The 25,698-nt window shown below is 60.4% G+C and carries 23 protein-coding genes, 1 tRNA gene and 1 pseudogene; 11 read left to right on the top strand and 14 right to left on the bottom strand.

Going from position 1 to position 25,698, the window contains the following annotated elements; genetic code table 11:
* The first annotated feature begins 7 nt into the window (after positions 1 to 7).
* The 5 genes from LPU83_RS39330 (at position 8) to LPU83_RS39310 (ending at position 5,507) form a co-directional block, all read left to right on the top strand.
* Entirely contained in the window at positions 8 to 1,285 is a 1,278-nt protein-coding gene (locus tag LPU83_RS39330; protein WP_024313408.1) for a CpaE/TadZ family protein, read from the top strand.
* A 29-nt stretch (positions 1,286 to 1,314) separates the two neighbouring features.
* On the top strand, positions 1,315 to 2,784 hold the full coding sequence (locus LPU83_RS39325) for a TadA family conjugal transfer-associated ATPase (RefSeq protein WP_024313407.1): 1,470 nt from the start codon (positions 1,315 to 1,317) through the stop codon (positions 2,782 to 2,784).
* Positions 2,785 to 2,788: 4 nt separating this feature from the next.
* Complete coding sequence (locus tag LPU83_RS39320) at positions 2,789 to 3,796, top strand: type II secretion system F family protein (RefSeq protein ID WP_024313406.1); 1,008 nt, start codon at positions 2,789 to 2,791, stop codon at positions 3,794 to 3,796.
* Between the two features lie 12 nt (positions 3,797 to 3,808).
* Complete coding sequence (locus LPU83_RS39315) at positions 3,809 to 4,792, top strand: type II secretion system F family protein (RefSeq protein ID WP_024313405.1); 984 nt, start codon at positions 3,809 to 3,811, stop codon at positions 4,790 to 4,792.
* 82 nt (positions 4,793 to 4,874) lie between these two features.
* Positions 4,875 to 5,507, top strand: a complete 633-nt coding sequence (locus LPU83_RS39310; protein WP_024313404.1) for a LysE family translocator — start codon at positions 4,875 to 4,877, stop codon at positions 5,505 to 5,507.
* Positions 5,508 to 5,509: 2 nt separating this feature from the next.
* On the opposite strand, the gene LPU83_RS39305 is transcribed toward LPU83_RS39310, so the two are convergent.
* Positions 5,510 to 6,340 (bottom strand): tetratricopeptide repeat protein, encoded by an 831-nt coding sequence (locus tag LPU83_RS39305; protein ID WP_024313403.1) that lies wholly within the window; start codon positions 6,338 to 6,340, stop codon positions 5,510 to 5,512.
* 141 nt (positions 6,341 to 6,481) lie between these two features.
* On the opposite strand from LPU83_RS39305, the gene LPU83_RS39300 reads away from it, so the two are divergent.
* From LPU83_RS39300 to LPU83_RS39290, 3 genes are all read left to right on the top strand, one after another.
* Complete coding sequence (locus tag LPU83_RS39300) at positions 6,482 to 7,870, top strand: leucyl aminopeptidase family protein (protein WP_024313402.1); 1,389 nt, start codon at positions 6,482 to 6,484, stop codon at positions 7,868 to 7,870.
* A gap of 117 nt (positions 7,871 to 7,987) precedes the next feature.
* Complete coding sequence (locus tag LPU83_RS39295; RefSeq protein WP_024313401.1) at positions 7,988 to 8,338, top strand: MarR family transcriptional regulator; 351 nt, start codon at positions 7,988 to 7,990, stop codon at positions 8,336 to 8,338.
* Positions 8,339 to 8,348: 10 nt separating this feature from the next.
* On the top strand, positions 8,349 to 9,230 hold the full coding sequence (locus tag LPU83_RS39290; RefSeq protein ID WP_024313400.1) for a C40 family peptidase: 882 nt from the start codon (positions 8,349 to 8,351) through the stop codon (positions 9,228 to 9,230).
* Here the strand turns inward: LPU83_RS39290 and LPU83_RS39285 are convergent.
* The 9 genes from LPU83_RS39285 to purU all read right to left on the bottom strand — a co-directional run bounded on the left by LPU83_RS39285 (position 9,199) and on the right by purU (position 20,888).
* On the bottom strand, positions 9,199 to 10,590 hold the full coding sequence (locus LPU83_RS39285; protein ID WP_024313399.1) for an amidase: 1,392 nt from the start codon (positions 10,588 to 10,590) through the stop codon (positions 9,199 to 9,201). The two genes, LPU83_RS39290 and LPU83_RS39285, sit on opposite strands and share 32 nt — an antisense overlap.
* Positions 10,591 to 10,597: 7 nt before the next feature.
* Positions 10,598 to 11,488 (bottom strand): ABC transporter permease, encoded by an 891-nt coding sequence (locus LPU83_RS39280; protein WP_024313398.1) that lies wholly within the window; start codon positions 11,486 to 11,488, stop codon positions 10,598 to 10,600.
* A gap of 1 nt (position 11,489) precedes the next feature.
* On the bottom strand, positions 11,490 to 12,437 hold the full coding sequence (locus LPU83_RS39275) for an ABC transporter permease (protein WP_024313397.1): 948 nt from the start codon (positions 12,435 to 12,437) through the stop codon (positions 11,490 to 11,492).
* A 47-nt stretch (positions 12,438 to 12,484) separates the two neighbouring features.
* Positions 12,485 to 14,014 carry an ABC transporter substrate-binding protein gene (locus LPU83_RS39270; protein WP_024313396.1) on the bottom strand — a complete coding sequence of 510 codons (1,530 nt, stop codon included), beginning with the start codon at positions 14,012 to 14,014 and terminating at the stop codon, positions 12,485 to 12,487.
* Between the two features lie 146 nt (positions 14,015 to 14,160).
* Positions 14,161 to 15,081, bottom strand: coding sequence for a LysR family transcriptional regulator (locus LPU83_RS39265; protein ID WP_024313395.1), 921 nt, complete (start codon positions 15,079 to 15,081; stop codon positions 14,161 to 14,163).
* Positions 15,082 to 15,099: 18 nt separating this feature from the next.
* Positions 15,100 to 16,131 (bottom strand): P1 family peptidase, encoded by a 1,032-nt coding sequence (locus tag LPU83_RS39260; protein ID WP_024313394.1) that lies wholly within the window; start codon positions 16,129 to 16,131, stop codon positions 15,100 to 15,102.
* A gap of 120 nt (positions 16,132 to 16,251) precedes the next feature.
* The gene (locus LPU83_RS39255; RefSeq protein ID WP_007529092.1) at positions 16,252 to 16,446 is read right to left on the bottom strand and encodes a hypothetical protein; all 195 of its coding nucleotides are present in this window, start codon (positions 16,444 to 16,446) and stop codon (positions 16,252 to 16,254) included.
* Between the two features lie 520 nt (positions 16,447 to 16,966).
* Positions 16,967 to 19,894 carry an aminotransferase gene (locus tag LPU83_RS39250; protein WP_024313393.1) on the bottom strand — a complete coding sequence of 976 codons (2,928 nt, stop codon included), beginning with the start codon at positions 19,892 to 19,894 and terminating at the stop codon, positions 16,967 to 16,969.
* A 109-nt stretch (positions 19,895 to 20,003) separates the two neighbouring features.
* A complete protein-coding gene (gene purU, locus LPU83_RS39245; protein WP_024313392.1) occupies positions 20,004 to 20,888 on the bottom strand; it encodes a formyltetrahydrofolate deformylase in 885 nt (294 codons plus the stop codon).
* Positions 20,889 to 21,245: 357 nt separating this feature from the next.
* On the opposite strand from purU, the pseudogene LPU83_RS73960 reads away from it, so the two are divergent.
* From LPU83_RS73960 to LPU83_RS39235, 3 genes and pseudogenes are all read left to right on the top strand, one after another.
* Positions 21,246 to 21,519, top strand: a pseudogene (locus tag LPU83_RS73960) (hypothetical protein).
* A gap of 1,113 nt (positions 21,520 to 22,632) precedes the next feature.
* Positions 22,633 to 22,995, top strand: a complete 363-nt coding sequence (locus tag LPU83_RS39240; RefSeq protein WP_024313391.1) for a hypothetical protein — start codon at positions 22,633 to 22,635, stop codon at positions 22,993 to 22,995.
* 12 nt (positions 22,996 to 23,007) lie between these two features.
* Positions 23,008 to 23,454 (top strand): pyridoxamine 5'-phosphate oxidase family protein, encoded by a 447-nt coding sequence (locus tag LPU83_RS39235; protein WP_024313390.1) that lies wholly within the window; start codon positions 23,008 to 23,010, stop codon positions 23,452 to 23,454.
* A 303-nt stretch (positions 23,455 to 23,757) separates the two neighbouring features.
* Here LPU83_RS39235 and LPU83_RS39230 read toward each other — a convergent pair whose 3' ends face one another.
* From LPU83_RS39230 to LPU83_RS39215, 4 genes are all read right to left on the bottom strand, one after another.
* Positions 23,758 to 24,249: a site-specific integrase gene (locus LPU83_RS39230; RefSeq protein WP_157997324.1), complete on the bottom strand. Its 492-nt coding sequence runs from the start codon at positions 24,247 to 24,249 to the stop codon at positions 23,758 to 23,760.
* Positions 24,250 to 24,253: 4 nt separating this feature from the next.
* Positions 24,254 to 25,030, bottom strand: a complete 777-nt coding sequence (locus LPU83_RS39225) for a tyrosine-type recombinase/integrase (protein WP_141652537.1) — start codon at positions 25,028 to 25,030, stop codon at positions 24,254 to 24,256.
* Positions 24,990 to 25,454 (bottom strand): hypothetical protein, encoded by a 465-nt coding sequence (locus LPU83_RS39220; RefSeq protein WP_029709904.1) that lies wholly within the window; start codon positions 25,452 to 25,454, stop codon positions 24,990 to 24,992. Before LPU83_RS39220 ends, LPU83_RS39225 begins: the two co-directional genes overlap by 41 nt.
* Positions 25,455 to 25,564: 110 nt before the next feature.
* A tRNA-Leu gene (locus tag LPU83_RS39215) sits at positions 25,565 to 25,651 on the bottom strand.
* Positions 25,652 to 25,698: the final 47 nt, after the last annotated feature.

The raw sequence follows: 25,698 nt of genomic DNA, 5'->3' as shown, positions 1-25,698 counted from the left end.
CCGAACGATGAGTACAGTCGACTACGAGATCAAAAATACGACGGAGCTGCGCAACGCCGAGGATGCCATTCGCATGGCCGAACTCGAGAACATGCGCCCACTTCCTCGCATATCGGTGCATGCCTTTTGTGAGAGCGAAGAATTGCAGCGGGTCATGGAGCGTTGCAGCCATGACCGTCGCATGTCGAAGGTCGGCCTGCGGATCACCAGCGGCGGCACCGCGGCAGCTGCGAACATGTTCGCGACTGCGCCGACACCGAACTTGATCATTCTCGAAACCAAGGCGGGAGCCGCCAATCTGCTGAACGAGCTGGCGCCGCTTGCCGCAGTTTGCGACCCTTCCACCAAGGTCATTGTCGTCGGTTACTACAACGACATCGCGCTTTACCGCGAACTCGTACGCAATGGGATTTCCGAGTATATGGTCCAGCCCGTTGCCATGTCGGACATCATGATGGCAATGGCTACGATCTTCGTTGACCCGGATGCGGAGCCGCTTGGCCGCAGCATCGCCTTCATCGGCGCCAAGGGCGGCGTCGGCTCCTCGACGATCGCCCACAACTGCGCTTTTGGCATCTCCAATCTGTTTTCGACCGAAACGATCCTGGCCGATCTCGATCTGCCATATGGCACGGCCAATATCGACTTCGACCAGGACCCGACCCAGGGCATCGCCGAGGCCGTCTACGCGCCGGACCGCCTGGATGAAGTGTTTCTCGACCGCCTGCTGACGAAATGCTCCGAGCATCTGTCGCTGCTTGCGGCACCCTCGCTTCTCGACCGCGCTTATGATTTCGAAGGACAGGCGTTCCAGCCTGTTCTGGAAGTGTTGCAGCGCAACGCCCCCATCACCGTTCTCGACGTGCCGCATGCCTGGTCGGAATGGACGCGTTCGGTGCTGGCCAGCGTCGACGAGGTCGTCATCTGCGCGTCCCCCGATCTCGCCAACCTGCGCAACGCCAAGAACATGGTGGATGCGCTGCGCAAGATGCGGCCCAACGACAAGATGCCGCATCTGATCCTCAACCAGGTCGGTATGCCAAAACGGCCGGAGATCAGCCCCTCCGATTTCTGCGAGCCGCTGGAAACCGGCCCGATCGCGATCATCCCCTTCGACGCCAACCTCTTCGGCAACGCCGCCAACAGCGGTCGGATGATCTCTGAAATGGATGCGAAGTCGCCGACGGCCGAGACGTTCTCGCAGATATCGCACATCGTAACCGGGCGGATAGCTATCAAAAAGGCACGGAAGGGCGGTTTGCTCGGCCTTCTAAAGCGTAAATAACGCCCGCCAAGAGTGAATTGGAATAAGGCATGTTCGGAAAACGCGGAAACGAAGGATTTGGCAAGGCGGGTGGCACGATCGCACCGCCTCCGCCGGCGCAACAATCCTCCCCGTCGGCACCTGCGGTTCTGGTCGAACCGCAGCGCGAAGCTTCGCGCCAGCAGGTTTCGCCGCAGTCGATGCAGACGCCGCAGCGCAAGCGCCCTGCCCGTACCGACGAATACTACGATACCAAAGCGCAGGTGTTTTCCGCGCTCATCGATACAATCGACCTTTCGCAGCTTGCCAAGCTTGACGGTGAAAGCGCGCGCGAAGAAATCCGCGACATCGTCAACGACATCATTACGATCAAGAACTTCGCGATGTCGATCTCCGAGCAGGAAGAACTGCTCGAAGACATCTGCAACGACGTTCTGGGTTACGGCCCGCTCGAACCGCTGCTCGCACGAGACGACATCGCCGATATCATGGTCAACGGCGCCGGCCAGACCTTCATCGAAGTCGGCGGCAAGACGATCGAATCCGAGATTCGCTTCCGCGATAATTCGCAGCTGCTTTCGATCTGCCAGCGCATCGTCAGCCAGGTCGGGCGCCGCGTCGATGAATCGAGCCCGATCTGCGACGCGCGCCTGCCCGACGGTTCCCGTGTCAACGTCATTGCGCCACCACTCGCCATCGACGGACCGGCACTCACGATCCGTAAGTTCAAGAAGGACAAGCTCACCCTCGAGCAGCTTGTTCGTTTTGGCGCCATCACGCCGGAAGGTGCGACGCTGCTCCAGATCATCGGCCGCGTTCGCTGCAACGTCGTCATCTCTGGCGGTACCGGCTCTGGCAAGACGACGCTTCTCAATTGCCTCACCCGTTACATCGATGCGGATGAGCGCGTCATTACCTGCGAAGACACGGCCGAACTGCAGCTGCAGCAGCCACATGTGGTGCGCCTTGAAACCCGCCCGCCGAACATCGAAGGCGAAGGCGAGATCACGATGCGCGATCTCGTCAAGAACTGCCTGCGTATGCGTCCAGAACGTATCATTGTCGGTGAAGTCCGCGGACCGGAGGTCTTTGACCTGCTGCAGGCAATGAACACCGGCCACGACGGTTCCATGGGCACGATCCACTCGAACTCGCCGCGCGAATGCCTCAGCCGTATCGAGTCGATGATCGCAATGGGCGGCTTCACATTGCCGGCCAAGACGGTGCGCGAAATCATTTCCGGCTCGGTCGACGTGATCATTCAGGCTGCCCGTCTGCGTGACGGCTCCCGCCGTATCACGCAGATCACCGAGGTGATCGGTATGGAAGGCGACGTGATCATCACCCAGGATCTAATGCGCTATGAGATCGAGGGCGAGGACGCATCCGGCAAGCTCGTCGGCCGGCACAAGTCGACCGGAATTGGCAAGCCGCATTTCTGGGACCGCGCCCGCTACTTCAACGAAGAAAAGCGCCTTGCTGCCGCGCTCGACGAAATGGAATCCAAGTCCAAGGATTAGTGAGATGTTCGGGTTCGATCCTGTTGTGTTGGCCATTGTCGTGCTTGCCGCCGTTGCGGCCGGCGCCGTCTGCTATGGCCTTCTCTTCACGCGGATGGAAACCGAAAAGAAATCGGCAAGCCGTGTCAGCCGCGTCGCTTCGGCGGAGGCAGACAAAGCGAACGTGAAGGCGGCCCGCGACCGCGTCCAGGAAATGTCGAAGCGCCGCAAATCGGTGCAGGACAATCTGAAGGACCTCGAGAAGCGGCAGCAGGAAAATACCAGGAAGAAGCTGTCCTTGAAATCGCGGCTGACACAGGCCGGTCTTAAGATCACGCCGGGGCGCTTCTTTACGTTCAGCGCCATCTTCGGCTTCATCCTGATGTTCGTCGCCTTCCTGGCAGATGCACCGCTTATGGTCGTGCTCGGTCTTCCCATCATCGCCGGACTTGGAATGCCGCGCTGGGTGCTCGGCTTCCTGATCAAGCGGCGCCAGAACAAGTTTCTCGACGAGTTTCCCAACGCGCTCGACGTCATTGTGCGCTCCATCAAATCCGGCTTGCCATTGAACGATGCCATCCGGCTCATCGCCAACGAGGGCAAGGATCCCGTGAAGAGCGAGTTTCGCCGCGTCGTCGAATCGCAGCAGGTCGGCCTCAGCGTGCCGGACGCCTGCGCGCGCATGGTGAATCACATGCCGCTGCAGGAAGTCAGCTTCTTTGCCATCGTCATCGCGATTCAATCGCAGGCCGGCGGCAACCTCTCGGAAGCCATCGGCAATCTGGCAAAGGTCCTGCGCGATCGAAAGAAAATGAAGGCGAAGGTCAAGGCGTTGTCGATGGAAGCGAAAGCGTCGGCCGTCATCATCGGTGCGCTGCCGTTCATCGTTGCGACGCTCGTCTATCTGACATCGCCCGAATACATGCTGATCCTGTTTACCGACCCCCGCGGCCATTTGATCATGGGCGTTTCGGCGGTCTGGATGTCGATCGGCATTTTCGTCATGCGCAACATGGTCAATTTCGACATCTGATGGAGACGGGCGATGTCATCTGATCTCGCGACCAAACTGACAGACCCCTCCATGCTGATCGCGGTGCTCGTCGCGATCGCGGTGTTCGCCAGCCTGTATACGATCGCCGTTCCGTTCTTCGAGCGCGGCGATCTCAACAAGCGCATGAAGGCGGTATCGACGGAGCGCGAACAGATTCGCGCCCGTGAACGCGCACGCATGAACGCCGATTCCGCCGGAAAGGGCTCGCTTCGCACTCAGAACAACCGTTCGGTCCGGCAGATCGTGGAGAAGTTCAACCTTCGCGAGGCGCTGGTCGACGAAAACACCATGAACAAACTGCGCGCCGCCGGCTTTCGCTCGGAAAATGCGCTGAATATGTTCCTCGTCGCGCGTTTCCTGCTGCCATTCCTATTCTTCGGCCTTGCGGTTTTCTGGGTCTTCGGTCTCGATAATCTGACCGATAAGCCGACGATGATGCGCTTCCTGCTAACGCTGGGGATCGCCTATGCGGGCTTTTATGCACCGAACATTTTCATCTCCAATCGGATGTCGAAACGCCAGCATTCGATCAAGCGCGCCTGGCCGGACGCGCTCGACCTGATGCTGATCTGCGTCGAGTCGGGCATTTCGATCGAAGCAGCCATGCGTCGTGTCTCGGAAGAGCTAGGCGAGGCTTCCCCGCCGCTGGCGGAAGAAATGATTCTGACGACGGCCGAGCTTTCCTTCCTTCCCGATCGGCGCGTTGCGCTGGAAAACCTCGGCCTGCGCACGCAGATCCCATTGGTGCAGTCCGTCACCCAGGCCCTGATCCAGGCGGATCGCTACGGCACGCCGGTTTCGCAGGCGCTGCGCGTCCTCGCGCAGGAAGGCCGTGACGAACGCATGAACGAGGCCGAGAAAAAGGCTGCTGCCCTGCCGCCGAAGCTCACGGTGCCAATGATCCTGTTCTTCCTGCCGGTTCTCGTCGCTGTCATTCTCGGGCCAGCCGGCATTCAGGTGGCCGATCGCTTCTAGCTTCCATTTCCGTAGGGCTGGCCATCTCAACGCATCGGGCATAGGTTGGCCGCCATCTCCGTGAGCAAGCAGGAGCCCGACGATGTCGTCCACAAGCATCTTCCTGAGTATCGTTGCGGCCCTGTCGATCGGGGCGATGAGTCCCGGTCCGAGCTTCGTCCTCGTTTCACGCATTGCGATGTCGCGTTCACGTCTGGACGGGCTTGCGGCGGCGCTCGGGATGGGCATCGGCGGCGTTGCCTTCAGCGTGTTGGCGCTGGCAGGGCTGACGGCGCTGCTTTCGCAATTCGAATGGCTCTATCTGGCTCTGAAGGTGGCTGGCGGAGCCTATCTCGTTTACATCGCCTTCAGAATTTGGCGTGGCGCACGCGAGCCGATCCACGTCGGTGATGCGGCAAGCGATCATCGGGCACTCGCCCGAAGCTTTACCACGGCTCTCCTGACACAGGTTAGCAACCCAAAAGCGATTGTCGTCTACGCAAGTATTTTTGCAGCCTTGCTGCCGAAGACGGTCCCGCTTTGGCTTATTTTCGCGCTGCCGATTGGCGTCTTTGCGGTTGAAGCCGGTTGGTACACGGTCGTGGCGCTCGCATTCTCGGCAAAACATCCAAGGCGGTTATACCTCGCTGCGAAGACCTGGATCGATCGCCTGGCCGGGACGGTCATGGCCGGCCTCGGCGTGCAGCTCGTCACCTCGGGACTGGCCGGCCGCTAAGATCAGTTTGTGCTGGTGGGAGCGCTACTGCCGCTATCCTTGGCCGCGAGCTTTTGCCAGGAATTCTGTTGCGACAGCATCGAGCGAAGATAGGCGACGTTGGCATCGGCCTGCTGCTGCGAAAGCTCTCCGCGCGCAATCTTTTCCGCCTCGGGGAATCGGCCCTGAAGGCCAACGACGAGTGCGAGATTCTGGCGGACGCGACTGTCAGCCGTGGGCTGCGCTGCGGCCTGGCGCAAATAGGTCTCGGCCGTCCTGAGATCGCCGGTCAGCACATAGGACATGCCGAGATTGGACAGGATCGAGGCCTCGCCCGGCTGGATATCGAGCGCTTCGCGGTAGCGTTGGCGCGCTTCGGCAGAGCGCCCGAGCTGATCGAGGATCGCGCCTTCCGCCGATGTGAGCTTCCAGTCCGGACGGTCAGGGGTCTGGGCGCGGCCGATCGTATCGAGCGCCTGCTCCAATTGACCGGCCGCCGCCTGCGCCTTTCCGTAGGCCGCCAGGACGTTTCGATCGGTCGGGTTGGCAATTGCAACCTGCTGCATGACGGCGAGCGCCTGCGCATCGCGGCCCTGCATCCGTAGGAGATTCGCATAGTTGACGCCATTGATGGCATCGCGTGGGTTCTTTTCGTACGCCTGCCCTGCACGCTCGGTCGAGCTGCGCAGCTCGGCTTCATTCATCGTTTCGACCGGCTTGGTGAGTGTCGGCACGGATCCCGTCGTCATCCGATCCTTGGTCGTCGTGCAGCCGGCAAGTGCCAGCATGACGAGCGCGGTCGCAACGCCCTGAAATACACGGGTTTTGAGAAAAGTATTGGCCGAAGCAGGCATCGTGCGTCCCTGAGATCCGAATTGGCGTCTGACCTCAAAGCGGAACAGGGAAAGGTTTTGACGTAATCTTCACTCCAGCAATAGTCTGTTAACCCTAACAGACCGTTAAGACGTGATTCCCGGACGCCCCGAAGGATAAACATGGCACCCTATCAGTTCATCGAGAGACCGACCCCGTTCAACAGTAAGGGCGGCTCGACCTTGCCGATCTTTGCCGTCACCCCGGCCCACATAGAAACCGGCACCATCGACCCGATCGCACTCGATTGGGCCAAGAAGGCGGGCTACAAGGCCGAGAGTGGCTCCTTGCTGCTTATTCCAACTGAGGAAGGTCATCTCGGCGGCGCACTGTTCGGGCTCGGCACCAATCCGTCCGAACAACCCTACATCACCGGCAAGCTTGCCCGCACGCTGCCGGCCGGCGACTGGCATATCGAAACAGCGCCGCTGACGGCAAACCGCCTCTCTCTAGGCTTCGGCCTCGGCAGCTATCGCTTCGACCGGTACAAGTCGGAGAAGTCTTCGGCTCCGACGCTGATGATCCCGCGCGATGCGGACGGAGCGGATATCAAGCGGCAACTGGCGGGCGTCTTCCTGGCACGCGACCTGATCAATACGCCCACCAACGACATGGGGCCGAACGAGCTGGAAGCCGCCTTCCGTGGCCTGGCTGCCCACTACAAGGCCGAGATCAATGTCGTCAGCGGCGACGACCTCCGGCAGAACTTCCCGCTTGTCCACACCGTCGGCCGCGCAAGCGCCGATGCACCGCGCCTGCTCGAGTTGCGTTGGGGCAAGAAGGGTCACCGCAAGATCACGCTCGTCGGCAAGGGCGTCTGCTTCGACACCGGCGGCCTCGACATCAAGCCGGCATCTTCGATGCTGCTGATGAAGAAGGACATGGGCGGCGCGGCAAACGTCATGGGCCTCGCGTTGATGATCATGGACGCCAAGCTCAAGGTCGATCTCAGGGTGATCATTCCTGTCGTCGAGAACTCGATCTCAGCCAATGCCTTCCGTCCAGGCGACATCTACCGGAGCCGCAAGGGGCTGACGGTGCAGATCGACAATACCGACGCCGAAGGCCGCTTGATCCTGGCTGATGCCCTTGCCTATGCGGATGAGGATGCGCCTGACCTGCTGATCGACATGGCGACGCTGACCGGCGCAGCCCGGGTGGCCCTCGGTCCCGATTTGCCGCCCTTCTTTACCGATGACGTCGAACTTGCTCAGGACCTGACCGAAGCAAGCCTTGAGACAGACGACCCATTGTGGCGACTGCCGCTCTATGGCGGCTATGAAAAGGATATCCGCGCCAAGTTTGCCGATATTACCAATGCCCCAGCCGGTGGCATGGCTGGTGCGATCACGGCCGCCTTGTTTCTCAAGCGCTTCGTCTCCAACACCACGAGCTGGGCGCATTTCGATATCTACGGCTGGGCGCCTTCAGAAAGACCTCACTCCCCCGGCGGCGGCGAGGCGCAGGCAATTCGCGCGCTCTACCATCACATCCGGCAGAGCGTGCGTTGAACGCCGATCATTAAAATTCTATTCACCGTGACGGGCGGCAGAATCTGTCGCCCATTGCGTCGCACGGTGCACTGCCGGAAAATGGAACGCAGACGTAACGAGTTTCCCGGAGGACCCATGCCGATCGAACTGACGGCTTCGCAGGCATTGGGCCTGTGGCATGGTGTGACGCTCGATCAGGTTAGGCTCGACGATCGCGATTTGACGTTGCGCCAGATGGCCATCCTGCTGCATATCTATCTCGTGCCGCCGCCACACACCGTGCGCGGTCTGGCGGCGACGCTCAACGTGACCAAGCCTGTCATCACCCGGGCACTGGATACGATGGGCGAAATGGGTCTGGTTGACCGCGTGCGCGACGAACGAGACCGGCGAAACGTTGTGATAAAGCGTACCGTGGGAGGTGCGCTCTATCTGGAAAAGCTTGGTGATCTCGTGCGTGACCAGGGTCGCCGCCTGACACCGTGAAAGGGATAGAATGACGATGCTCGACCGCCGCCTGCATGCCTACCGAGCGGACCTTGCAGAAGCAGGGCTCGAGGGTCGCGTCGATGCCCTGCGCTTCGTTGCCGGTGCGCCGGCGCAGGTAACCGTGCCGGTCATCGGGCTCAGGCCCGCGCCCGACCTTGCCAAGGGGATCGATACCGAACTGCTCCTTGGCGAGGACGTTACGGTGTTCGACCGCGCAAACGGCTGGTGCTGGGTCAAAGCCGCCTCTGATGGCTATGTCGGCTATCTGCCGGAGACCGCGCTTTCAGACGCGCTTGCGACGCCGACACATATCGTCACGGTCCAGCGGACGTTCCTCTATCAGGAGGCGGAGCTGCGCAAACCATGCAAGGCCATTCTATCCATGGGCAGCAGAGTTCGGATTGTCGGCGAGGCCGATACGCGCGGCAACCGCTATGCGATGCTGGAAGACGGCACAGCGATTTTTGCCAAGCATCTGCAGCCGATCGGCGCGGGCGAAGGCGGCGACTATGTCGAGGTGGCAAGCCGGTTCCTTGAAACCCCCTATCTCTGGGGCGGTCGCTCCGGACTTGGCATCGACTGTTCAGGCCTCGTCCAGCTTTCAATGCTGATGACCGGACGAAGCGCGCAGCGCGACACCGACATGCAGGCGGCAACCCTCGGGGGCCCGATCGACCGGTCCGAGCTGCGCCGCGGCGACCTGGTTTTCTGGAAGGGGCACGTTGCCGTCCTTGAAGATCCGGAAACGATCGTTCACGCCAACGGCCATACGATGACGGTCGCCCGCGAAAACCTCGAGGACGCGATCAAGCGCATCGGCTGGCTTTACGAGCAGCCGACAGGTTATCGTCGCCCGCTCACCTGGCCGGCGGCTTCGGCCATGACCTGATCCCGCCTGTCCAGCTCTCGAAAGCCCTCGACAGCCTCAGGACAAGCATATCGTCAAAGCGCGGGCCCACGATCTGCAATCCGATCGGCATTCCGGATCGCGAAAAGCCGCAATTGATCGATGAAGCGGGCTGCTCGGACATGTTCCAGGGCACCGTGAAGCAAATATGTTCAAAGGGGCGTGCCGGATCGTTCGTCGGGGACGCCCATTCGGCGGGATAGGAAACGATGGGGTTGGTCGGCGAAATCACAGCGTCGACCTTCGTGAACAGCCTGGCGCAGCTCTTGCGCATCTCGATCGTCTGATTGAACCCCCTGACGGCATCGGCGCCGCTGATCGACGCGCCGCCCTCGGCCCACGTGTAAATGTAGGGCAGGATGCTGTTTCGACGCTCTTGGCTCAGATTCTCGATATCGCCCCAGAAGCGGGAACGCCAGAACGTGTCCAGGCCGTCCAGCATCTCCCGCGTCAGAACAGGCTGAACCGGAATGACAATCGCGCCGGCATCTTCAAATCGCTGACCCGCCGCCTCGACCGACGCCTGCACCTCGTCATCAACCGCGAGACCGCATCCGGCGTCCAGCATGAGCCCTATCTTCAGTCCGCGAACGTCGATCCTAAGATCCATCCAATCGAAATCGTTTGGGGGCAGACTGGTGCCATCGCGCCAGTCCGGGCGCGAAAGTGTCGCCATCGCAAAGGCAGCATCCTCAACCATGCGCGTCATCGGCCCCGCACAGCGGCCGACATAGAACGGATCGACCGGAATGCGGCCATGGCTCGGCTTGAAACCAAAGATGCCTGTCCAGCCTGCCGGCAGACGCACCGAGCCGCCGATATCGGTACCGACGTGCAGCGGCCCGTAACCCGCAGCTGCGGCAGCAGACGCGCCGGCACTCGAGCCTCCGGGATTCTGCGTCATGTCCCAGGGATTTCGGCTCAGAGGATGGAAGCTCGAGAGGCCTGAGGAGAGCATCCCATAGTCCGGGCAGGTGGTCTTTGCAAAGAGCACCGAGCCGTCCTCGCGCAGCCTTGCGGCGGCGGGGGCATCCTCGGCCGCAGGCAGCAACTCAATCGCTCTGGTCCCGAGCGGCACCGGCTGGCCTTTGGTGGCAATAAGCTCCTTCAGCGTCGCCGGGATACCATCAAGCATGCCAAGCGTCGTGCCTTTCATCCATCGGTCGGTCGAAGCTTGCGCCTGCTTGCGCGCCGCCTCTGGATCATAGGCATAGAGGGCGCAAATGCTGGGCTCCCACGCTTCGATGTGTCGCTCCAGCGCCAGCCAGTACTCAAGCGGGGATAGGCTGCGATCGGCGAAGCGCTGCCTCAATTCGCGGATCGTTAGATCGGTTTCGGACATGGCATTGTCATCCGGGCGTGTGGTTTTTAAGACGAACGCGGCTCGCCTCGCGCGGGTCGAGGATGTCGCGCAGGCCGTCGCCAAGCATGTTGAAGGCGAGGACGCAGAGCGCGATGGCAAGGCCAGGCAGGATTGCCAGCCACGGCGCAAGTGCAAGGTAGGTCTGTGCGTCGGCAAGCATACGACCCCATGTCGGCGCAGGCGGCGCAATGCCGAGGCCAAGGAAGCTGAGCCCGGCCTCTGTCAACACCGCCAACCCCAGTTGGATCGTCACCTGGACGATGATCTGGCTCATGATGTTGGGCAGCACATGACGGACTGAGATCGCAAAGCGGCTGTTCCCGATTGCGCGGGCTGCCAGCACATAGTCCCGGCTCCACGCCTGGAGCGCTGTGGCGAGCGTGATGCGAGCAAAGACGGGGATCATGAAGGTTGCGATGGCAATGATGGCGGTGAGCCGACCCGGACCGAGAAAGGCGCCCAGCATCATCGCCGAAAGGATCGGCGGCAGCGCAAAGACGACATCGCAGGCGCGCATCAGCAGAGCTTCGTAGGTCCCCCGTACAGCCGCCGCCGAGATGCCGGCAATCGAACCGAGCATACCGCCGACCGCAACGGCTGCGATGGCGATCGAAAGCGAGTTCCAGCAGCCGACCATCATCATAGAGAGGATATCCCGCCCAAACTGGTCCGTGCCGAGAATGCCGAAGGCAAGAGGCGGCTGTAGCTTGTGAATGATCTGCATCTTCGCGGGTGGCAGCGGCGTCCAGACCAGCGACAACAAAGCCACGGCAATGAGCAGCGCGATGAAACTGCCGCCAACGATCAGATTCATTCTCCGGCTAATTTCGAATTGCCGGCGCCGAATGATCGCTTGATTGGATACGAGCGGCGCCATGTCAGACGCCCTTTCGCAGGCGCGGATCGATCGCCAGGTAGGAGAGATCGACGATGAAGTTCATGACGATGACGAGTCCGGCAAAAAACAGCACGACATCCTGCATGACGATGATGTCGCGCTGCGACAGCGCCTGATAGGCAAGACGCCCGAGGCCAGGAAGATTGAAGACGTTTTCGACCAGAACCGCTCCCGCAACCAGGAAGGTGAACTGCAGCCCAAGGATCGTCAAAACAGGAACGAGGGCGTTCGGCACGGAGTGGCGCCATAGGACTCGCTGCTTCGACAGTCCCTTGGCAAGCGCCGTGCGCGTGAAATCCTCATGCAGGGTCTCCAGAACGGCCGAACGCGTGACGCGTACCAAGACGGCCGCCTGTGGTAATGCAAGCGCCACTGCGGGCATGATAAGCGCTTTGAGAGCCGACCAGATGCCGGAACTCCATCCCGGGAATCCCCCGGCCGGCATCCAGCCGAGGGTCGTTGAAAACAGCATGATCAGCAGCAACGCCACCCAGAAGCCCGGGACAGCGATGCCTATCTGCGAAAATATCGAAGCGACAACGTCCGGCAGCCCGCCTCGATGAGACGCCGCAAGGACGCCCAGAGGGATGGCGACGGCGACGGAGAGGGCGATCGCCAACAGCGCCAGAGGCAGCGTGACTGCCAACCGTTCGAGGATCAAGCCGGCAACCGGCACCCCATAGGTATAGGATTGGCCGAGATTGCCGCGGAATACGCCGACGAGCCACTCGCCATAGCGCCAAAGGAGAGGCTGATCGACACCAAGCTCGTGACGGAGGGTTGCGAGCGTTTCCGGTGAAGCAGACGTGCCGAGGATGATGGAGGCCGGATCGCCCGGCAGAAGATCCATCACTGCAAAGATCAGCAGTGAAACGACGGCGAGCGTGACGATTAGACCGGCGAGGCGACGGGACAGAAGCGCTATCATTTCACGTCCGGTATTGTTCGCCGCCCCGCCATGTCATCCATCCGCAATCAGTCTTCCCAGGAGACGTTCGTGAGGACGTTCGAGGGAATCGGCTCGTTGTCCCAGAGACCCTTCAGCTTCTTGTCCCAGACGCCGAGCTTGGGCATGACGAAGAGATAGAGCGCCGGCACATCCTCGGCCAGAACCTTTTGGGCCTCCCCATAAATCTGGGCTTGCGCCGCGGGATCCGAGGTCTCCTGCACCATCTTCATCAGGCCGTCGAACACCGGATTCTTGTAATTGAAGTAGTACGGATCGCGGGCGTAGATGTCGATGTCGAGCGGCTCGGCATGTGCGACGATCGTCATATCGTAGGCGCGGTCCTTCATGACATCCTGCACCCATTTGGCCGGAAACTCAGTCGGCTCGATGTTCATCGTCACCCCGATTTCGGCCAGCATCGCCTGCATGACCTGGGCGCTGCGCGGCGCATAGGCCATTTGCGGCGACTTGATCGTGAAGGTGAAACCACTGGGATAGCCGGCTTCGGCAAGCAGCGCCTTGGCCTTTTCAGGATCGTAAGGCAGAACGCCGGTGAGATCGACGTAGCCGGGGTCGTTCGGCGTGTAGTGGCTGCCGATCGGCGTGCCGAGGCCCGACCAGGCACCGTCGATCACCGTCTTCCGATCAATCGCCATCATCAGGGCCTGTCGCACACGCTTGTCGTCGAACGGCTTCTTGGCGTTGTTCATACCGGCCACGACCTTGAGCTCGGTATTGCCGATCCTGGTCGCAAGCTTCGCATCGCCGTCAAACGAACTCATCAGCTCGGGCGCCGCGAACTCGGGAATGGCGTCGACATCCCCAGACTTCAGCGCCGCGGCCTGGGCTTGAGGATCGGCAACAAAGCGGAAGGTCACTTTCTCGAGCTTTACCGCAACGCCCTTGTTCCAATAGTCGACGTTCTTTTCGAGTTCGACCTTGTCGCCCTTGGCCCAGTTCACAAACTTGAACGGGCCTGTGCCGATGGGATTCGTCTTGTCATCGGCGGCGGAATTCGGCGCCACCATGACCGAGGCGGGCCAGCCAAGCCAATAAAGGAGACTGCCTGTCGGTGCGGAGAGGCGCAGCACGAGCGTTTCCGGGTCGGGCGTCTCGATGGAAGCGATCGATGTGAAGAAACGCTTCTGCGGGTTTACCGAGTCGGCACCGCGGGCACGATCAAGCGCGAACTTCGCGGCAGCAGAATCGAACGCCTCGCCATCGTGAAATTTGACGGGAGATTGTAGCTTGAAGGTATAGACGAGACCATCAGGGGAGACTTCCCAGCTCTTGGCGAGTTGCGGCTGGACCTTGCCGGCCTCATCAATCGCGACAAGGCCTTCGAAGATATTCTGCCAGGTCACCTGCCCGATCGCGACAGGGGCTGCGATCGTCGGATCCAAACCGGTCGGTTCCACGGTCATGCCGAGGGTCAGTGTGGTTTTGGCCGCTTCCGCCGGGGTGAGCCCCAAAAAAACGAGGCCGACAGAAACGGCCGCCCCGAGCGAAAGTCGCCGAACCAGCCGTACCGACGGCGCGAGCGAAACCTTCATCATTATGTTCCCCTGTCTGGCCGCTGCCGTAGCTTCGACCTTTGCGAGCTAAAGTGTCATTCCCGGAGTGCACACACAATAACGATTATGTGTTCTCGGTGTAGCCGAAAGTGCTACACTCGAAGATGCGGTCCGAGCAAGCCCAGGGACTAATCTTTTGCTCGCGGTCTTGCGTCTGCGCGCTCGCGCATAAACCGTTCGATGAAATCGACCAGCTTTGTGGCCGCAAAGGCAAGCTGGCGATCGGGAGCGACGCAGAGATCGACATAGGTGCGTATCGCGTTTTTTCCGGCCAGCGGAATGGCGCGGAGTTGGCCCGCCTCGATTTCGCGGCGGACGGTCAGCGCCGGCAGCAAGGTAACTGCGGCGTCGCTCAAAACCAGTTCCTTGAGCATTTCGAGCGAGCTCGTGACGAACACAGGCTCGACATTCAAGCCCTCCTTCTCAATGCGTGCATCGAAGGCCTGCCGGAAGCTGAAGGACTGATCGGGAAGCGCCAGCGAATACTCGGCGATATCCTTCAGCTGGATCTCGGCCCGATCGGCAGCAGGATGCGTTGGCGCGACGATCAGGTCATAGGCGATTTCCGAGCGCAACCGTACCTTCGTGCCGGAGAGCGGCGGCGCAAACAGCGTTACCGCGATATCGGCTTCAGCGCCGTTCACCGCCTCAATCGCCTGGCGCGCGCTTGTGATCGCGACTTCGAAGCGCAGTTTTGGATACTTCAAGCTGAACTCCGCCAGCGCCGGAGCGAGCAGATTGGCGACCGTGGCGCCGTTGGCATAGATGCTGACCCGGCCGCGCTGCAGCCCCTTCAGATCCTCGATCAGCTGGCCGACGTGATCGAGTTCGCGCAGCGTCCGACCCGCACGGGCAGCAAGCAACTCACCCGCCGCCGTCAGTTTGACGCCGCGGGCGCTGCGCTCCACAAGCGGCGCACCGAAGTGATATTCCAGGTTCTCGATCTGCCGGCTGATCGCCGTCGGCGCAACGTTCAGATTCTCCGCAGCCTGGCGCATGGAGTTGGTGCGCACCAGCTCGTCGAAATACATCAGGGCCCGGATCTGCATTTCGTGGTCTCCGCCGCTTCAGGCAATGTCGCCTTGTTTAAGCGATCTTACGCGATCCGGGTAGCGATCTCGCCAGGCCTGCTGCGCGCCGGCGACCGGAAGTGCAGTGGCCTCGTAGACACCGCGCGCGATGGCGCGTGCCATCACCATTGTGGCGAGATGGCAGAGCTCCAGAAAGGCAGGCAGATCCGGCCGCGGCTTCCTGCCCGTCGAGGCGGCAAAAACAGTGTCGCCATCAAGGGGCAGATGCGCCGGCAGAAGACCGCGGGCGAAGCCGTCATGGGCCATGATCGCAAGGCGGTGCGCTTCCTGCTTGGTCAATTCGGCATCGGTGACGATGGCGCCAATCGTCGTCGCCGTGGTGCTCATGCCTTTCAGCCGCATGTGCGTGTCGACCTGCGAGATTGGCGAGGGCAAGCCGAGGCCGCCGAACTCTCCGTTCTGCTCGAAAGGCGCGGACCAGAAATGCGGCCCCTCGCCCACCGTCGCCGAGCCAAGCGCATTGACGGCGACGATCGCCGCGATCTTCAGGCCGGTGCTGGTTTCGGCGCTTGCCGAACCGAGCCCCCCTTTGAAGGTCGCGGTCGTTGCGCCCGCGCCCGCACCAACGGTGCCGAGCGCGAATTGTTCTTTGTCCGCCGCCTTGAAAGCTTGATAGCCCATTTCGCGATAGGGCGACTGCAGATCCCAGTCTTTGTCGCCGCCGTTCAGCAGGTCCATCAGGATTGCCTGGGGAACGATCGGCACCCTCACATCGCCGACAGGAAAGCCTCGGCCGACTTCCCGCAGACCTGCCTGGACGCCGCCCGCGGCGTCAAGACCGAAGGCCGACCCGCCGGAGAGCACAAACGCGTCAACCGCGCCGACCGTCATTGACGGATCGAGAAGCGCTGTGTCGCGGCCACCGGGCGCACCGCCCAGCACGACCCCAGACGCCGTGGCCGGTTCGTCGAAGACGATGACGGTTACACCTGAGCCGAGCTTCAGATCCGTCGCGTTTCCGACGGAGACGCCTTCAATGTCGGTGATCAGATTCAGCAACCGCACCATCCTGGTTTGAGCAAGAGCGCGCGATAGGACCGCAATGGCGATCAAAAGACAAGACCGGCCTCACCTTTGGCAAGACCGGTCTGAAATCTGTCAAGGCTGGTTAGGCCGTGCTTCATGCCCTCAGGCATGAATGGGCTTCGGGTGACGACGGGTCATCAGATCATGGATCGCGAGCTTTACTTCCGCCGGCGAGCTGAAATGCTGCTCGTCCAGATCGTGGACGTGAAATTTCACCGCGATGAACTTCAACCGGTTCTCATCCGGGATGACGATCCCGACGGGAACGCCTGCGTACTCGATTACTTCTTTTTTCATGCGTAGAACTCCTGCCGCGCGGTATGCGCTGGCGATGGCGAATTGACTTGTCTGATTCCGTTAAAGGTGGACGAAGGTCACATTCGACAGTTCGGGCGGGAGAGGGCGCCCGGACGGTCATTGCCAAGCACGGATCGCCCAAGGAAATCGGCGAGAGTATCGATTTTCGTCATGTCTCGTTCCTTTCTCTGGCGTTGCGCTTGCTTGAGGCCCTGGCTTTCCAGGGTCGGCGATGACTGCGCTATTAATCTACTTCATTGGTAGACTATACGTCGCAGTCGATCAGAAACATATTCCGAAACGTGTCAAAAAATCGACCATTCGGAAAATTTCATTCCATCATATTCGAATTGACTGCAAGAACCCTATCAAGTCTTTGTGCAATTCGCGTGACGGTCCGAAGCTCTCTTTCGATCACGGAGCAGACATAGGAATTACCGCTGATTCCGGCAATGGGACATTTGATTAAAAAATGCAAAGCCGCGAAATGACCGAAATGGTTAACGTTGCCACAAACGGCCTACCACCCCTCCGAGAGCACCTTTTCCAGCATGTCGACGAAGAAATCGGCACTGTCGACTGTCAGACAGAGCGGCGGCTTGATCTTCAACACATTGAGGTGATCGCCGGTCGGCTGCACTAGGATGCCGAGATCGAGGAGGCGGCTGCAGATTGCCGCCGTCTCCTCCGTCGCCGGCTCCAGCGTCGTTCGGTCGCGGACCAGTTCGAGGCCGAGGTAAAGCCCCATGCCATGTACGGCGCCGACGATCGGATGGCGCTCGATCAGCGCCACCAGACGACCCTTGAGGTGATCGCCGACATCGCGCGCGTTCTCCTGCAGCCTTTCATCGGCCATGATATCGAGCACCGTCATACCGGCCACACAACTGACCGGGCTGCCGCCGGTGGACGAAAAGAAATAGCCTTCCTTCTCCAGCGAACCGGCGATGGCCCTGGTCGTGATCACAGCGCCGAGCGGATGCCCGTCTCCCATACCCTTCGCGATGGTGATGATGTCGGGGATGGCACCCTGCTGCTCGAAGCCCCAGAAATGGTGCCCAAGCCGTCCGTAGCCCACCTGCACTTCGTCGGCGATGCAGACGCCGCCACGGGCCCGGATCTGTCCGTAAACCGCTGCAAGGAAACCGTCCGGAAGCGAAATGCCGCCGGCATTTCCATAGACTGGCTCGGCAATGAAGCCGGCCAGCCCCTCGCCTTTTGCGTCGATGGCTTCAAGGACCTCAACCACCGCGTCCAGGTAGCCGGTCGTTGATTCCGAACCACGGAAGGCACCCCGATATGTATTCGGCGAGAGAACGGCATGCACCCAGTCGGGCCGCGTCGTCAAAGCCTGCGGATTGTCGGCGATCGACGTGGAGACTGCATCACTTGCAACCGACCAACCGTGATAGGCCTCAAGAAGGCTGAGCATAGGCTTGGCGCCCGTGTGGGCCCAGGCAAGCCGAAGGGCGAGGTCGTTGGCCTCCGATCCGCTGTTGACGAGAAAGACTGCCTCCAGTCCCTCCGGGGCAAGTGAGGCCAGACGCTCTGAAAATTCGGCAATGGCGGTATAATGAAAGCGCGAATTGGTATTCAGCCGCAGCCACTGCTCGCTGATCGCCTCGGCCAGGCGCGGATGACCATGACCAAGAATGGTGACGTTGTTGAGCATGTCGAGATAGGCGCGCCCCTCGACATCGAACATATGCTCCTTCCAACCGCGTTCCATCTGCGGCGGCGTCTCGTAATAGTTCTTCTGCGGCCCTGCGAGATGAGCCTCTCTGAGTGCGAACAATTCCGCCGACGCCGGCTTCGGCGCATCGACGCCAGCACCGAGAAGGGCCGCCGGCGACGGGCATAGTTCCGACCAGGCCATTGCCTCCTGCGGACCGCAAAACAGCGGCGGCTCCGCGCCCTGCAAGGTGGAGAGCTGCACCCGAAGCCCGCCGAGAGATCCGCTTTCACCGGAGATCGTCCCGAGCGGCTGCCCTGGCCCGACCTCCGCCTCATCCTCAAGCGAGGGCTCAATTCCGTCCAGATGAAGGTTGACGCCCTCGCCTGCCAGAATGAAATGGTGGTTCTTCCAACTGACCCTTCCGGCAAACGGGGCGGCAACCGTGCTGCCACCGGCGAGGCAAATGTCGGAATGCAGTGCAAAGGTCGCGGACGGCGTGGCGCTGTGAAGCTTGGAGCGCGACAATCTGTATTCGCCGTAGCGTGTCGCCGCAGTGCCGGTCTCGGCCGCCGCGCGGGCAAGTAACCGCCAATCCATGTCGGCCTGCGACCAGTTGCCGGCGGCGAAATGCGGGCTCTGGACACCGAGATCGACAAAGGAAATCGTCGCCGGGTCGATGTCGGGAAACAGCGGACGCCAGTCCTCCGTCGGCAGCGTGGCCGTTTCCATGCCCACCGCCTTCAGGACAGCGATCTCCATGAGTTCGAACGGAACAGAGACCGCCGTGTCGAATATCAGGCGCTCGAGCTCGAGATTGCCGCGGACATAGTCGTTCTCGGGGTCGATCGAAATCTGCTGCTCGCCGCTGGCGACAAGGATGACGGCGCGCGCAACCACCAGGGGCCAGAGAGCGCGCAGCTCCCCCTCCGTGAGCGGATAGACTTCGTGATAGGCCTTCACCGCCGGAAGAATATAGAGCGGGTCGCCATCCGCCTGATGCAGCAGCGAGGCGCAGGTGACCGCGAGATCCCCGATCAGCCAGCCGCGGATGATATCGCCGAAATCGATGACGCCGTCGGGAACTAGACGACCGCGGCTGTCGCGATGACTGACGACGTTGTCACCCGTCACGTCATGATGCACGGCCTGCAAGCGCAAAGACGGCGCCAAAGGCTGGATTCGCCGCACCGCGGCCACCATCGTCTTGGCGATGCGATCGCGTGCGGCGCTGTCGGTGATTGCCGACAGCAGCTGAACGGCGACCGGGCCTGCGCGGCGCAGGTCCCATTGCAGGCTGCGATCGAGGCCAGGATGCGTGAAATCGGCCAGCGACTGCGCCAGGCGGGCGCAGAGTCCCCCAAGCGCGGAAACCGATTCCTTCGGCAAGTGCTTGCGATGCGACAGCCCCTCGCCTTCGAGATACTCCAGCAGCCGAACCTGAAAGGTCTGGTCGCGCACGGTGACGGCCACGATGTCCTGCCCGTCCGTCGATGGGATAACCCGCGGAACGCGCGGCGCATTCTCCTTCGTGCCGATGTGGTGGATCGCTGCGTTCTGTGCCTCGAGTTCCAGCGTCTCATAGGTCACGTGGCATATCTTGAGCACATAGCGCTGTTCGCCGGTATCCAGGCGATAGTTGCGATCCTGCTGGCTGCCGAGCTCGGTGATCGTTCCCGACAAGCCATATCGCGACTGAAGAATGTCGCCAGCTTCCGCGGCGGTCACGTCCGGGCGTGGCAACGTCGCGCGATAGGCAAGCGTCTCGTCAGTCATGGCATCCCCCGCGGCATGATTCGATTCTGCAGACTAAGCAGATAATCGAATCCTTGCCACCGGCAAGCGAGGAGATCGCAGTCGCTCAACGGCAAAGCCGCCGCGGCTGTCAGCCCATGCGCTCGGAAGCATAGCTGCCCGGGCTTGCGGGGAATACGATGGTGCGGTTGCCGTTCAGGAAAACGCGGCGATGGATATGGGCATGGATGGCACGCGCCAGCACCTGGCTCTCGACGTCGCGGCCGATAGAGACATAATCGTCGGCGCTCTGAGCGTGGGTGATGCGGGCAGTATCCTGCTCGATGATCGGACCTTCATCGAGATCCGCCGTCACATAATGGGCCGTGGCGCCAATGAGCTTCACGCCGCGCTCATAGGCCTGCTTGTAAGGGTTGGCACCCTTGAAGCTCGGCAGGAAGGAGTGATGGATGTTGATGATCTTGCCCGACATTTTGCGGCACATGGCGTCAGAAAGAACCTGCATGTAGCGGGCGAGCACGATCAACTCGGTGCCGGTCTGATCCACGAGATCGAGGAGCTGTGCCTCGGCCTGCGGCTTGTTTTCCTTCGTCACCTTGATGTGGTGGAACGGGATATCATGATTCACGACGACCTTCTGATAGTCGAAGTGATTGGACACCACGCCGACGATATCGATCGACAGCGCACCGATCTTCCAGCGGTAGAGCAGGTCATTCAAACAGTGGCCGAAGCGGGACACCATCAGAAGCACCTTCATGCGGCTGTCGCCATCATGGATTTCAGCATCCATCTCGAATTTCTCGGCGACCGGCTTGAAGCCTTCTTTCAGCGCCGCAAGGCCCACACCTTCTTCGGAAATGAAGCTGACACGGGTGAAGAACCTCCCGGTATCGAGGTCGTCGAACTGCGACGAATCGACGATGTTGCAGCCCTGATCCGCCAGATAGTTCGCGATCGCTGCCACGATCCCCCGCGTCGACTTGCACGTCACCGTCAATACATAGCTCGTCATGTGTCCGTCCTTCTTGCGGCGCCTGCTGGCCGGCCTGCTTAGATCATAGCGAAAGTCACGGATAGAGCACCGTGCCTTCATTCGTGCAACTATCTGCAGGAGAAACCGTCAGAAGCTTGCAGGCTCTCGCGTCTCCCCGTTGCGACCAACTTACGGCAGAGCGCGCAAAACTCCGTTCCGCTTGCGTCGTCAAGACGCGTATCCCCGCCGTACAACACAACGGCAGGGAAATCGCCTGGTCGAAGTCACGCTTTCGAGATGACGGCCGACAGAGCGATCCGATTGCTTGATGTGGATCGCCGCCGCGCCTACATCCGTGGGAGAAGATGAAGTCCAGAAATCCGGCAAGGCGACGAGATGCGGTTCGCAAGCGTGTTGTTGATAGCCACGGCGGCCGGCGCAAGCCTAGCGCCGGGAGCGAGCTTCGCCACGGACTGGCGGCGTGCTGGCGAAACCCAGGCCCACTCGGTCTATCCCTACGCAAACCTGCCGGGGGTCGCTTCGCCGCGGATACGACAAGATCTTCCGTACTGGCGGGCTGCCGACCCTTGTCTACGTCTGCGATCGTGACGGCTTGGAGAGCACCGGCACGCAGGTGCCGCTACGCGGACACTATCAGCCGGTCCGCTGAGCTTATTGGGCTGCTCGGCAATGATGGCGCGCAATCAGGTGGTCGATGTCCACGCCGGACCCGGCGATGATCACGCCGGCAGGATCGCGGCGGCGACCGGCCCATCGCCCCGGGGCGACGGCCCGCTTTTCGTGAATCGCGATCGCGGCCGTTACTACAATCGGCAGCCTGACCGGGCGTCGTTACCTACGCTGGTGATGTCTTTCGGGGAAGAAATAGGAAGCCGTTGGTATCGGCTTTCACTTTGCATTTATTAGGGAATGGTGCCCAGAAGAGGACTGCGCATTTCGACCCTCTTCGTATTGATTTTATTGCATTATTTTTAGTGAACGGCAAGTGTTGTTACAAAGGTCTGTTGCTTACGGGCGATAGCTTCTCCCCAATGTCCACACTCCGGCCTTGTCCTGACAATTGATGGTGGTCTGATGAAAGGCAGCAGGTGACGACTCAAAGGAATTCCATCATGTTGCCGATAGTTTGCAACCGAGGGTCTTTCTATGTCCGAGCCGTGCGCCATCTGGGCAGGACGTGGTTCGGGCCTCATTAAATCGCGTTACATGAATGAACTACAGGTATACTATAGCTTGTCGGCAGCCACTGAAACGGGCGTTGCCGCTTGGGAGCACACCGCTCTTGCCCCGACATGGGGAGATACTTGTTGTCCCTTCCAAGACTTGATCATAACGGAACTTTCTCACCAGACGATTTGGCTGGTTTGAGAGCAGAATTCGACGCCTTGTGCGGGTTAGACGCAGGTGACTGCACCCTTCAGGCGGCGGCACGGTCCTATGACTACGCGGTGCGTGTTGGGAACACGTTCTGGTCACCACAGCATTTGCGGGTCTCGTTCCGCCCCGCCAAAGCCACGCTAGCCAGAAGCCGGGAGCGCGACGCAGTGCGTTCTTTGTTAAAGACCATCTCGGAGCCAGCACCTGCGATCACTGAGGCCAGCCGAAACGACAACCTTCAAACCCGCGAGACCTAGCACAATCGTGACCGCTCAGTTGGTCAAGCTCCTGCGATCACTCGGGATCGATATTCAGCAAGACCCGTCCACGCGCAGCAGACACCTGCCGACCGACAGGATCAGTCGAGTGTCACGAGGAGTATGCGATGTACAATGCCAAACGCGACGGTTACGGGAACGGCGCAAACCTTGCGGTTCCTTCAATGGGCGAGATTGAGGGGCGGATAACGGTATTGGAGGTTGTCGCAGCGACCTCTCTGAGCCTGCTTATGAAAGCCGGTGACAAGCACGCGGCGCAGCAGGCGCTCTCAGCCATTCGCAGCGCCATGCGGTCAAAATGCGAGGAAATCAAGCTCTCGTCCGCTGACGCCGATTCTGCGATCGCTTATGCACAGGAGCTTTTCGACGCAACATTGGAGAACATGGATGACAAGGTGGCACAGGCAACCGGTCCGCTCTTGACCAAGCGTGGGGGAACGCGCCGCTCTGTTCCAATTTTCCATAGCTAGGAGGCCACGACAATGGCCGTCAGAGAAATGACCGAGCGGGAGAGCCGAGAACTCCTAGCACAAGGCAATGTCGGGCATCTTGCTTGTGTTCACGATAACCGTCCTTACGTTGTGCCCGTTCATTATGCGTTCGATGCGGAAAAGCTCTATGTCTTTTCCCTGACCGGGCAAAAGATTGATCGGCTGCGCAGCAATCCGAATGCATGCTTGCAGGTGGAGGCAAGCGGTGAACATCACCGTTGGAAGAGCGTTGTCGCGGAGGGCACATACCACGAACTTCCCGATACCCCCCAGTGGCATAATGAGCGCCTCTACGCCTGGTCCCTTTTGCAGAAACGTTCGTTTTGGTGGGAGCCCGGCTCCTCCAAACCGGGAGCCGGTTCGGGCGAACCTGAAGTGCCGATTTTCTTCAGCATTTCGATTGATCAGTTATCCGGAAGGGAACTGGTTGGATCCTGATAGGAGCGACGCTGTAGTGGCGACAACGCCAGTCGCGAATGGCCGCTTCGGTGCGTAAGTAGGCATTGGCTGCACTTACTGCCTGCTATCGGGAAAATCTCAGCCGCCATCCGCCAGCGGAGGAAGCTTAACGGACTCTACGCAAGCTCTCGCCTGCTCTAGCAACGGCCCACCAGAATAGACCCCAATGTTATCCCCGTGCGCTTGTGCCCTACGACCGTCGCGGTGGTGCTTTCTGGCTGGCCTGCCTGCTCTACCTTGGTGATGAACCAGCGGCGGAAGCTGTGGAAGTTGATGAGACCCCTACGCCTGCCCCAATGGTGCCTGCTCTCGGTCTTCGAGTTTGAAGCGCGGGAAGAGTCCCACGGCATCCACCTTGGTCTTCAGGCTTACACTACCGTATGCTCGCCCTATGCTAGCCGGTGCGTGCCCGCATATTGCATCCAGGACCTTCTCCTGTACCCCCGCCTCGAAGCCGAGACTCTTGAAGGTGTGTCGCCAGCCGTGGTTAGGAGCTACGTTGGGGTCTTTCACGTACTCACGGGCAAACTCCGCCAGCCGATTCTTTTTGCTTTGCCAGACACCCGGGAACGATTTGCCCGGCTTGATGGTCATAAAGAGATAGCCACTCTGTGCTTTGTCAACGAACTCCATGAAGCCCATTTCGATAAGGTGGGCATGAAGCGGCACCTCGCGGAACTCCTTACCCTTCACGGTGCCAGCCTCAGGCGTAAGCGTCATGATCCACGCACCTGTAGAAGCGTCCTGAGCGAAATCTTCCTTGCGGAGCTGCACCAGCTCACCGACTCGGGCACCCGTGTAGACACAGAGCCAAGGGACCCAGCGTTTGGCAAAATCGGGTCTGGTTCGGCTTTGTCTTCCCGACAAGGACTTCATTGGCCGCTGTTACCAGTGCTCTAGCCTCTGCTTCCGTGAAGTCGCGCTCCCTGACCTTTACCTTCTTGCCCAGCTTTAGGCCGATGCCGGTAGCCGGATTCGAGGGAAGCTTGCGGTTCGCGACGGCCCAATCAAAGACGGACTTGAAGGCCGTCAAATCGCTGGCCTTTACGGTCTTGGCTGAAACGGGCTTGCCGGTTTTTGGGTTGGGCGTGGTGAGCCGGTGGTCCTTATAAGCCACCACATCCTCCGGCGTCACTCGTGCGGCATCATCGTGCTTCAAGAAAGCGCTGAATGCCTTAAAGGTGTTCGTGTAGCTCTCCCGTGTGCTCTCGGACTTGCCCACCGCATTGGCTTCATTCCACCATAGCGCAACAAGACCCATGAGGGAGACCTTGGCCGTTGGCGCGGGCGTAGAGGTCTGTGGAGAGCTTTCCCACAGTGGGTAGCCGGAGAGCTTGGCATCGGGGGAATAATCACCAGCAAGCTTCCTGGCCCCCGTCTTCATCCCCTCGGCAACGGCTTGGGGAATCCTGGCTGTGATTTGTGCAATAGACCCCTTGGATAGGCAAGGAATGCCTTTGGGCCTGCCCATGCGTTCGGCAAGTTGCCCTAGCTTCTGGCCTCCTGGTGGCTGGCTAAAGAAATGCTGCTGGGTCTTTGGATGCCTGCTCGGCAAGCTCTTGCTCCATTTGCTCCCACTCCATTACAAGCTCAGGGTCTGTGAGGTGGTCCGTGTCCACAGTTCCTATCTCTGGCGTCACCGTGAGCGTTCGAGAAGCATCGGGCCCTTGTGCCCACGAGGCGTGAACCTCCCCGACGAGACTGGCAATTTGCCGCGCTGTGAGGTCAACCGGCTGGCCCGCACGTACTTTGACGAAGAACTCTTCTACATAGGCGAGAGCCCGGGCTTGCCTGATCCGAACAACAGAGGGATCTGAGGTAGCGAGCGAAAAACGTATGCTTTGTGTGCTCGCCGTGACGATGAAGGACACCGTCGAATCACCTAGAGGAATGTGTAGCGTTTGGCCCACCAGCTGGGCCTTAGTGTCAGCCGGTATGCGCTTCACAAAGTAGGCGTTGGAGGAGCCTTTCGAGACCATCGGACTTACCAATCGTAGGCGCATTGTTACAGACCTTTGTTACAAGGTATCCAATGCGCATCATCTTGGAAAGGCTTAAGTATTCGATCCGGCTAGCGATCAAAATGGAATGGTGCCCAGAAGAGGACTCGAACCTCCACACCCTTTCGGGTACCAGCACCTGAAGCTGGCGCGTCTACCAATTCCGCCATCTGGGCGACGGAGAGCCATGTACGGGGGTGGCCTCTTGCTGTCAACAGGGTTT

The sequence above is a fragment of the Rhizobium favelukesii genome (genome assembly GCF_000577275.2).
Classification (GTDB): Bacteria; Pseudomonadota; Alphaproteobacteria; order Rhizobiales; family Rhizobiaceae; genus Rhizobium; species Rhizobium favelukesii.
The sequence above is the reverse complement of the archived record's forward strand: the minus strand, read 5'-3'. Positions and strand labels throughout refer to the sequence as shown.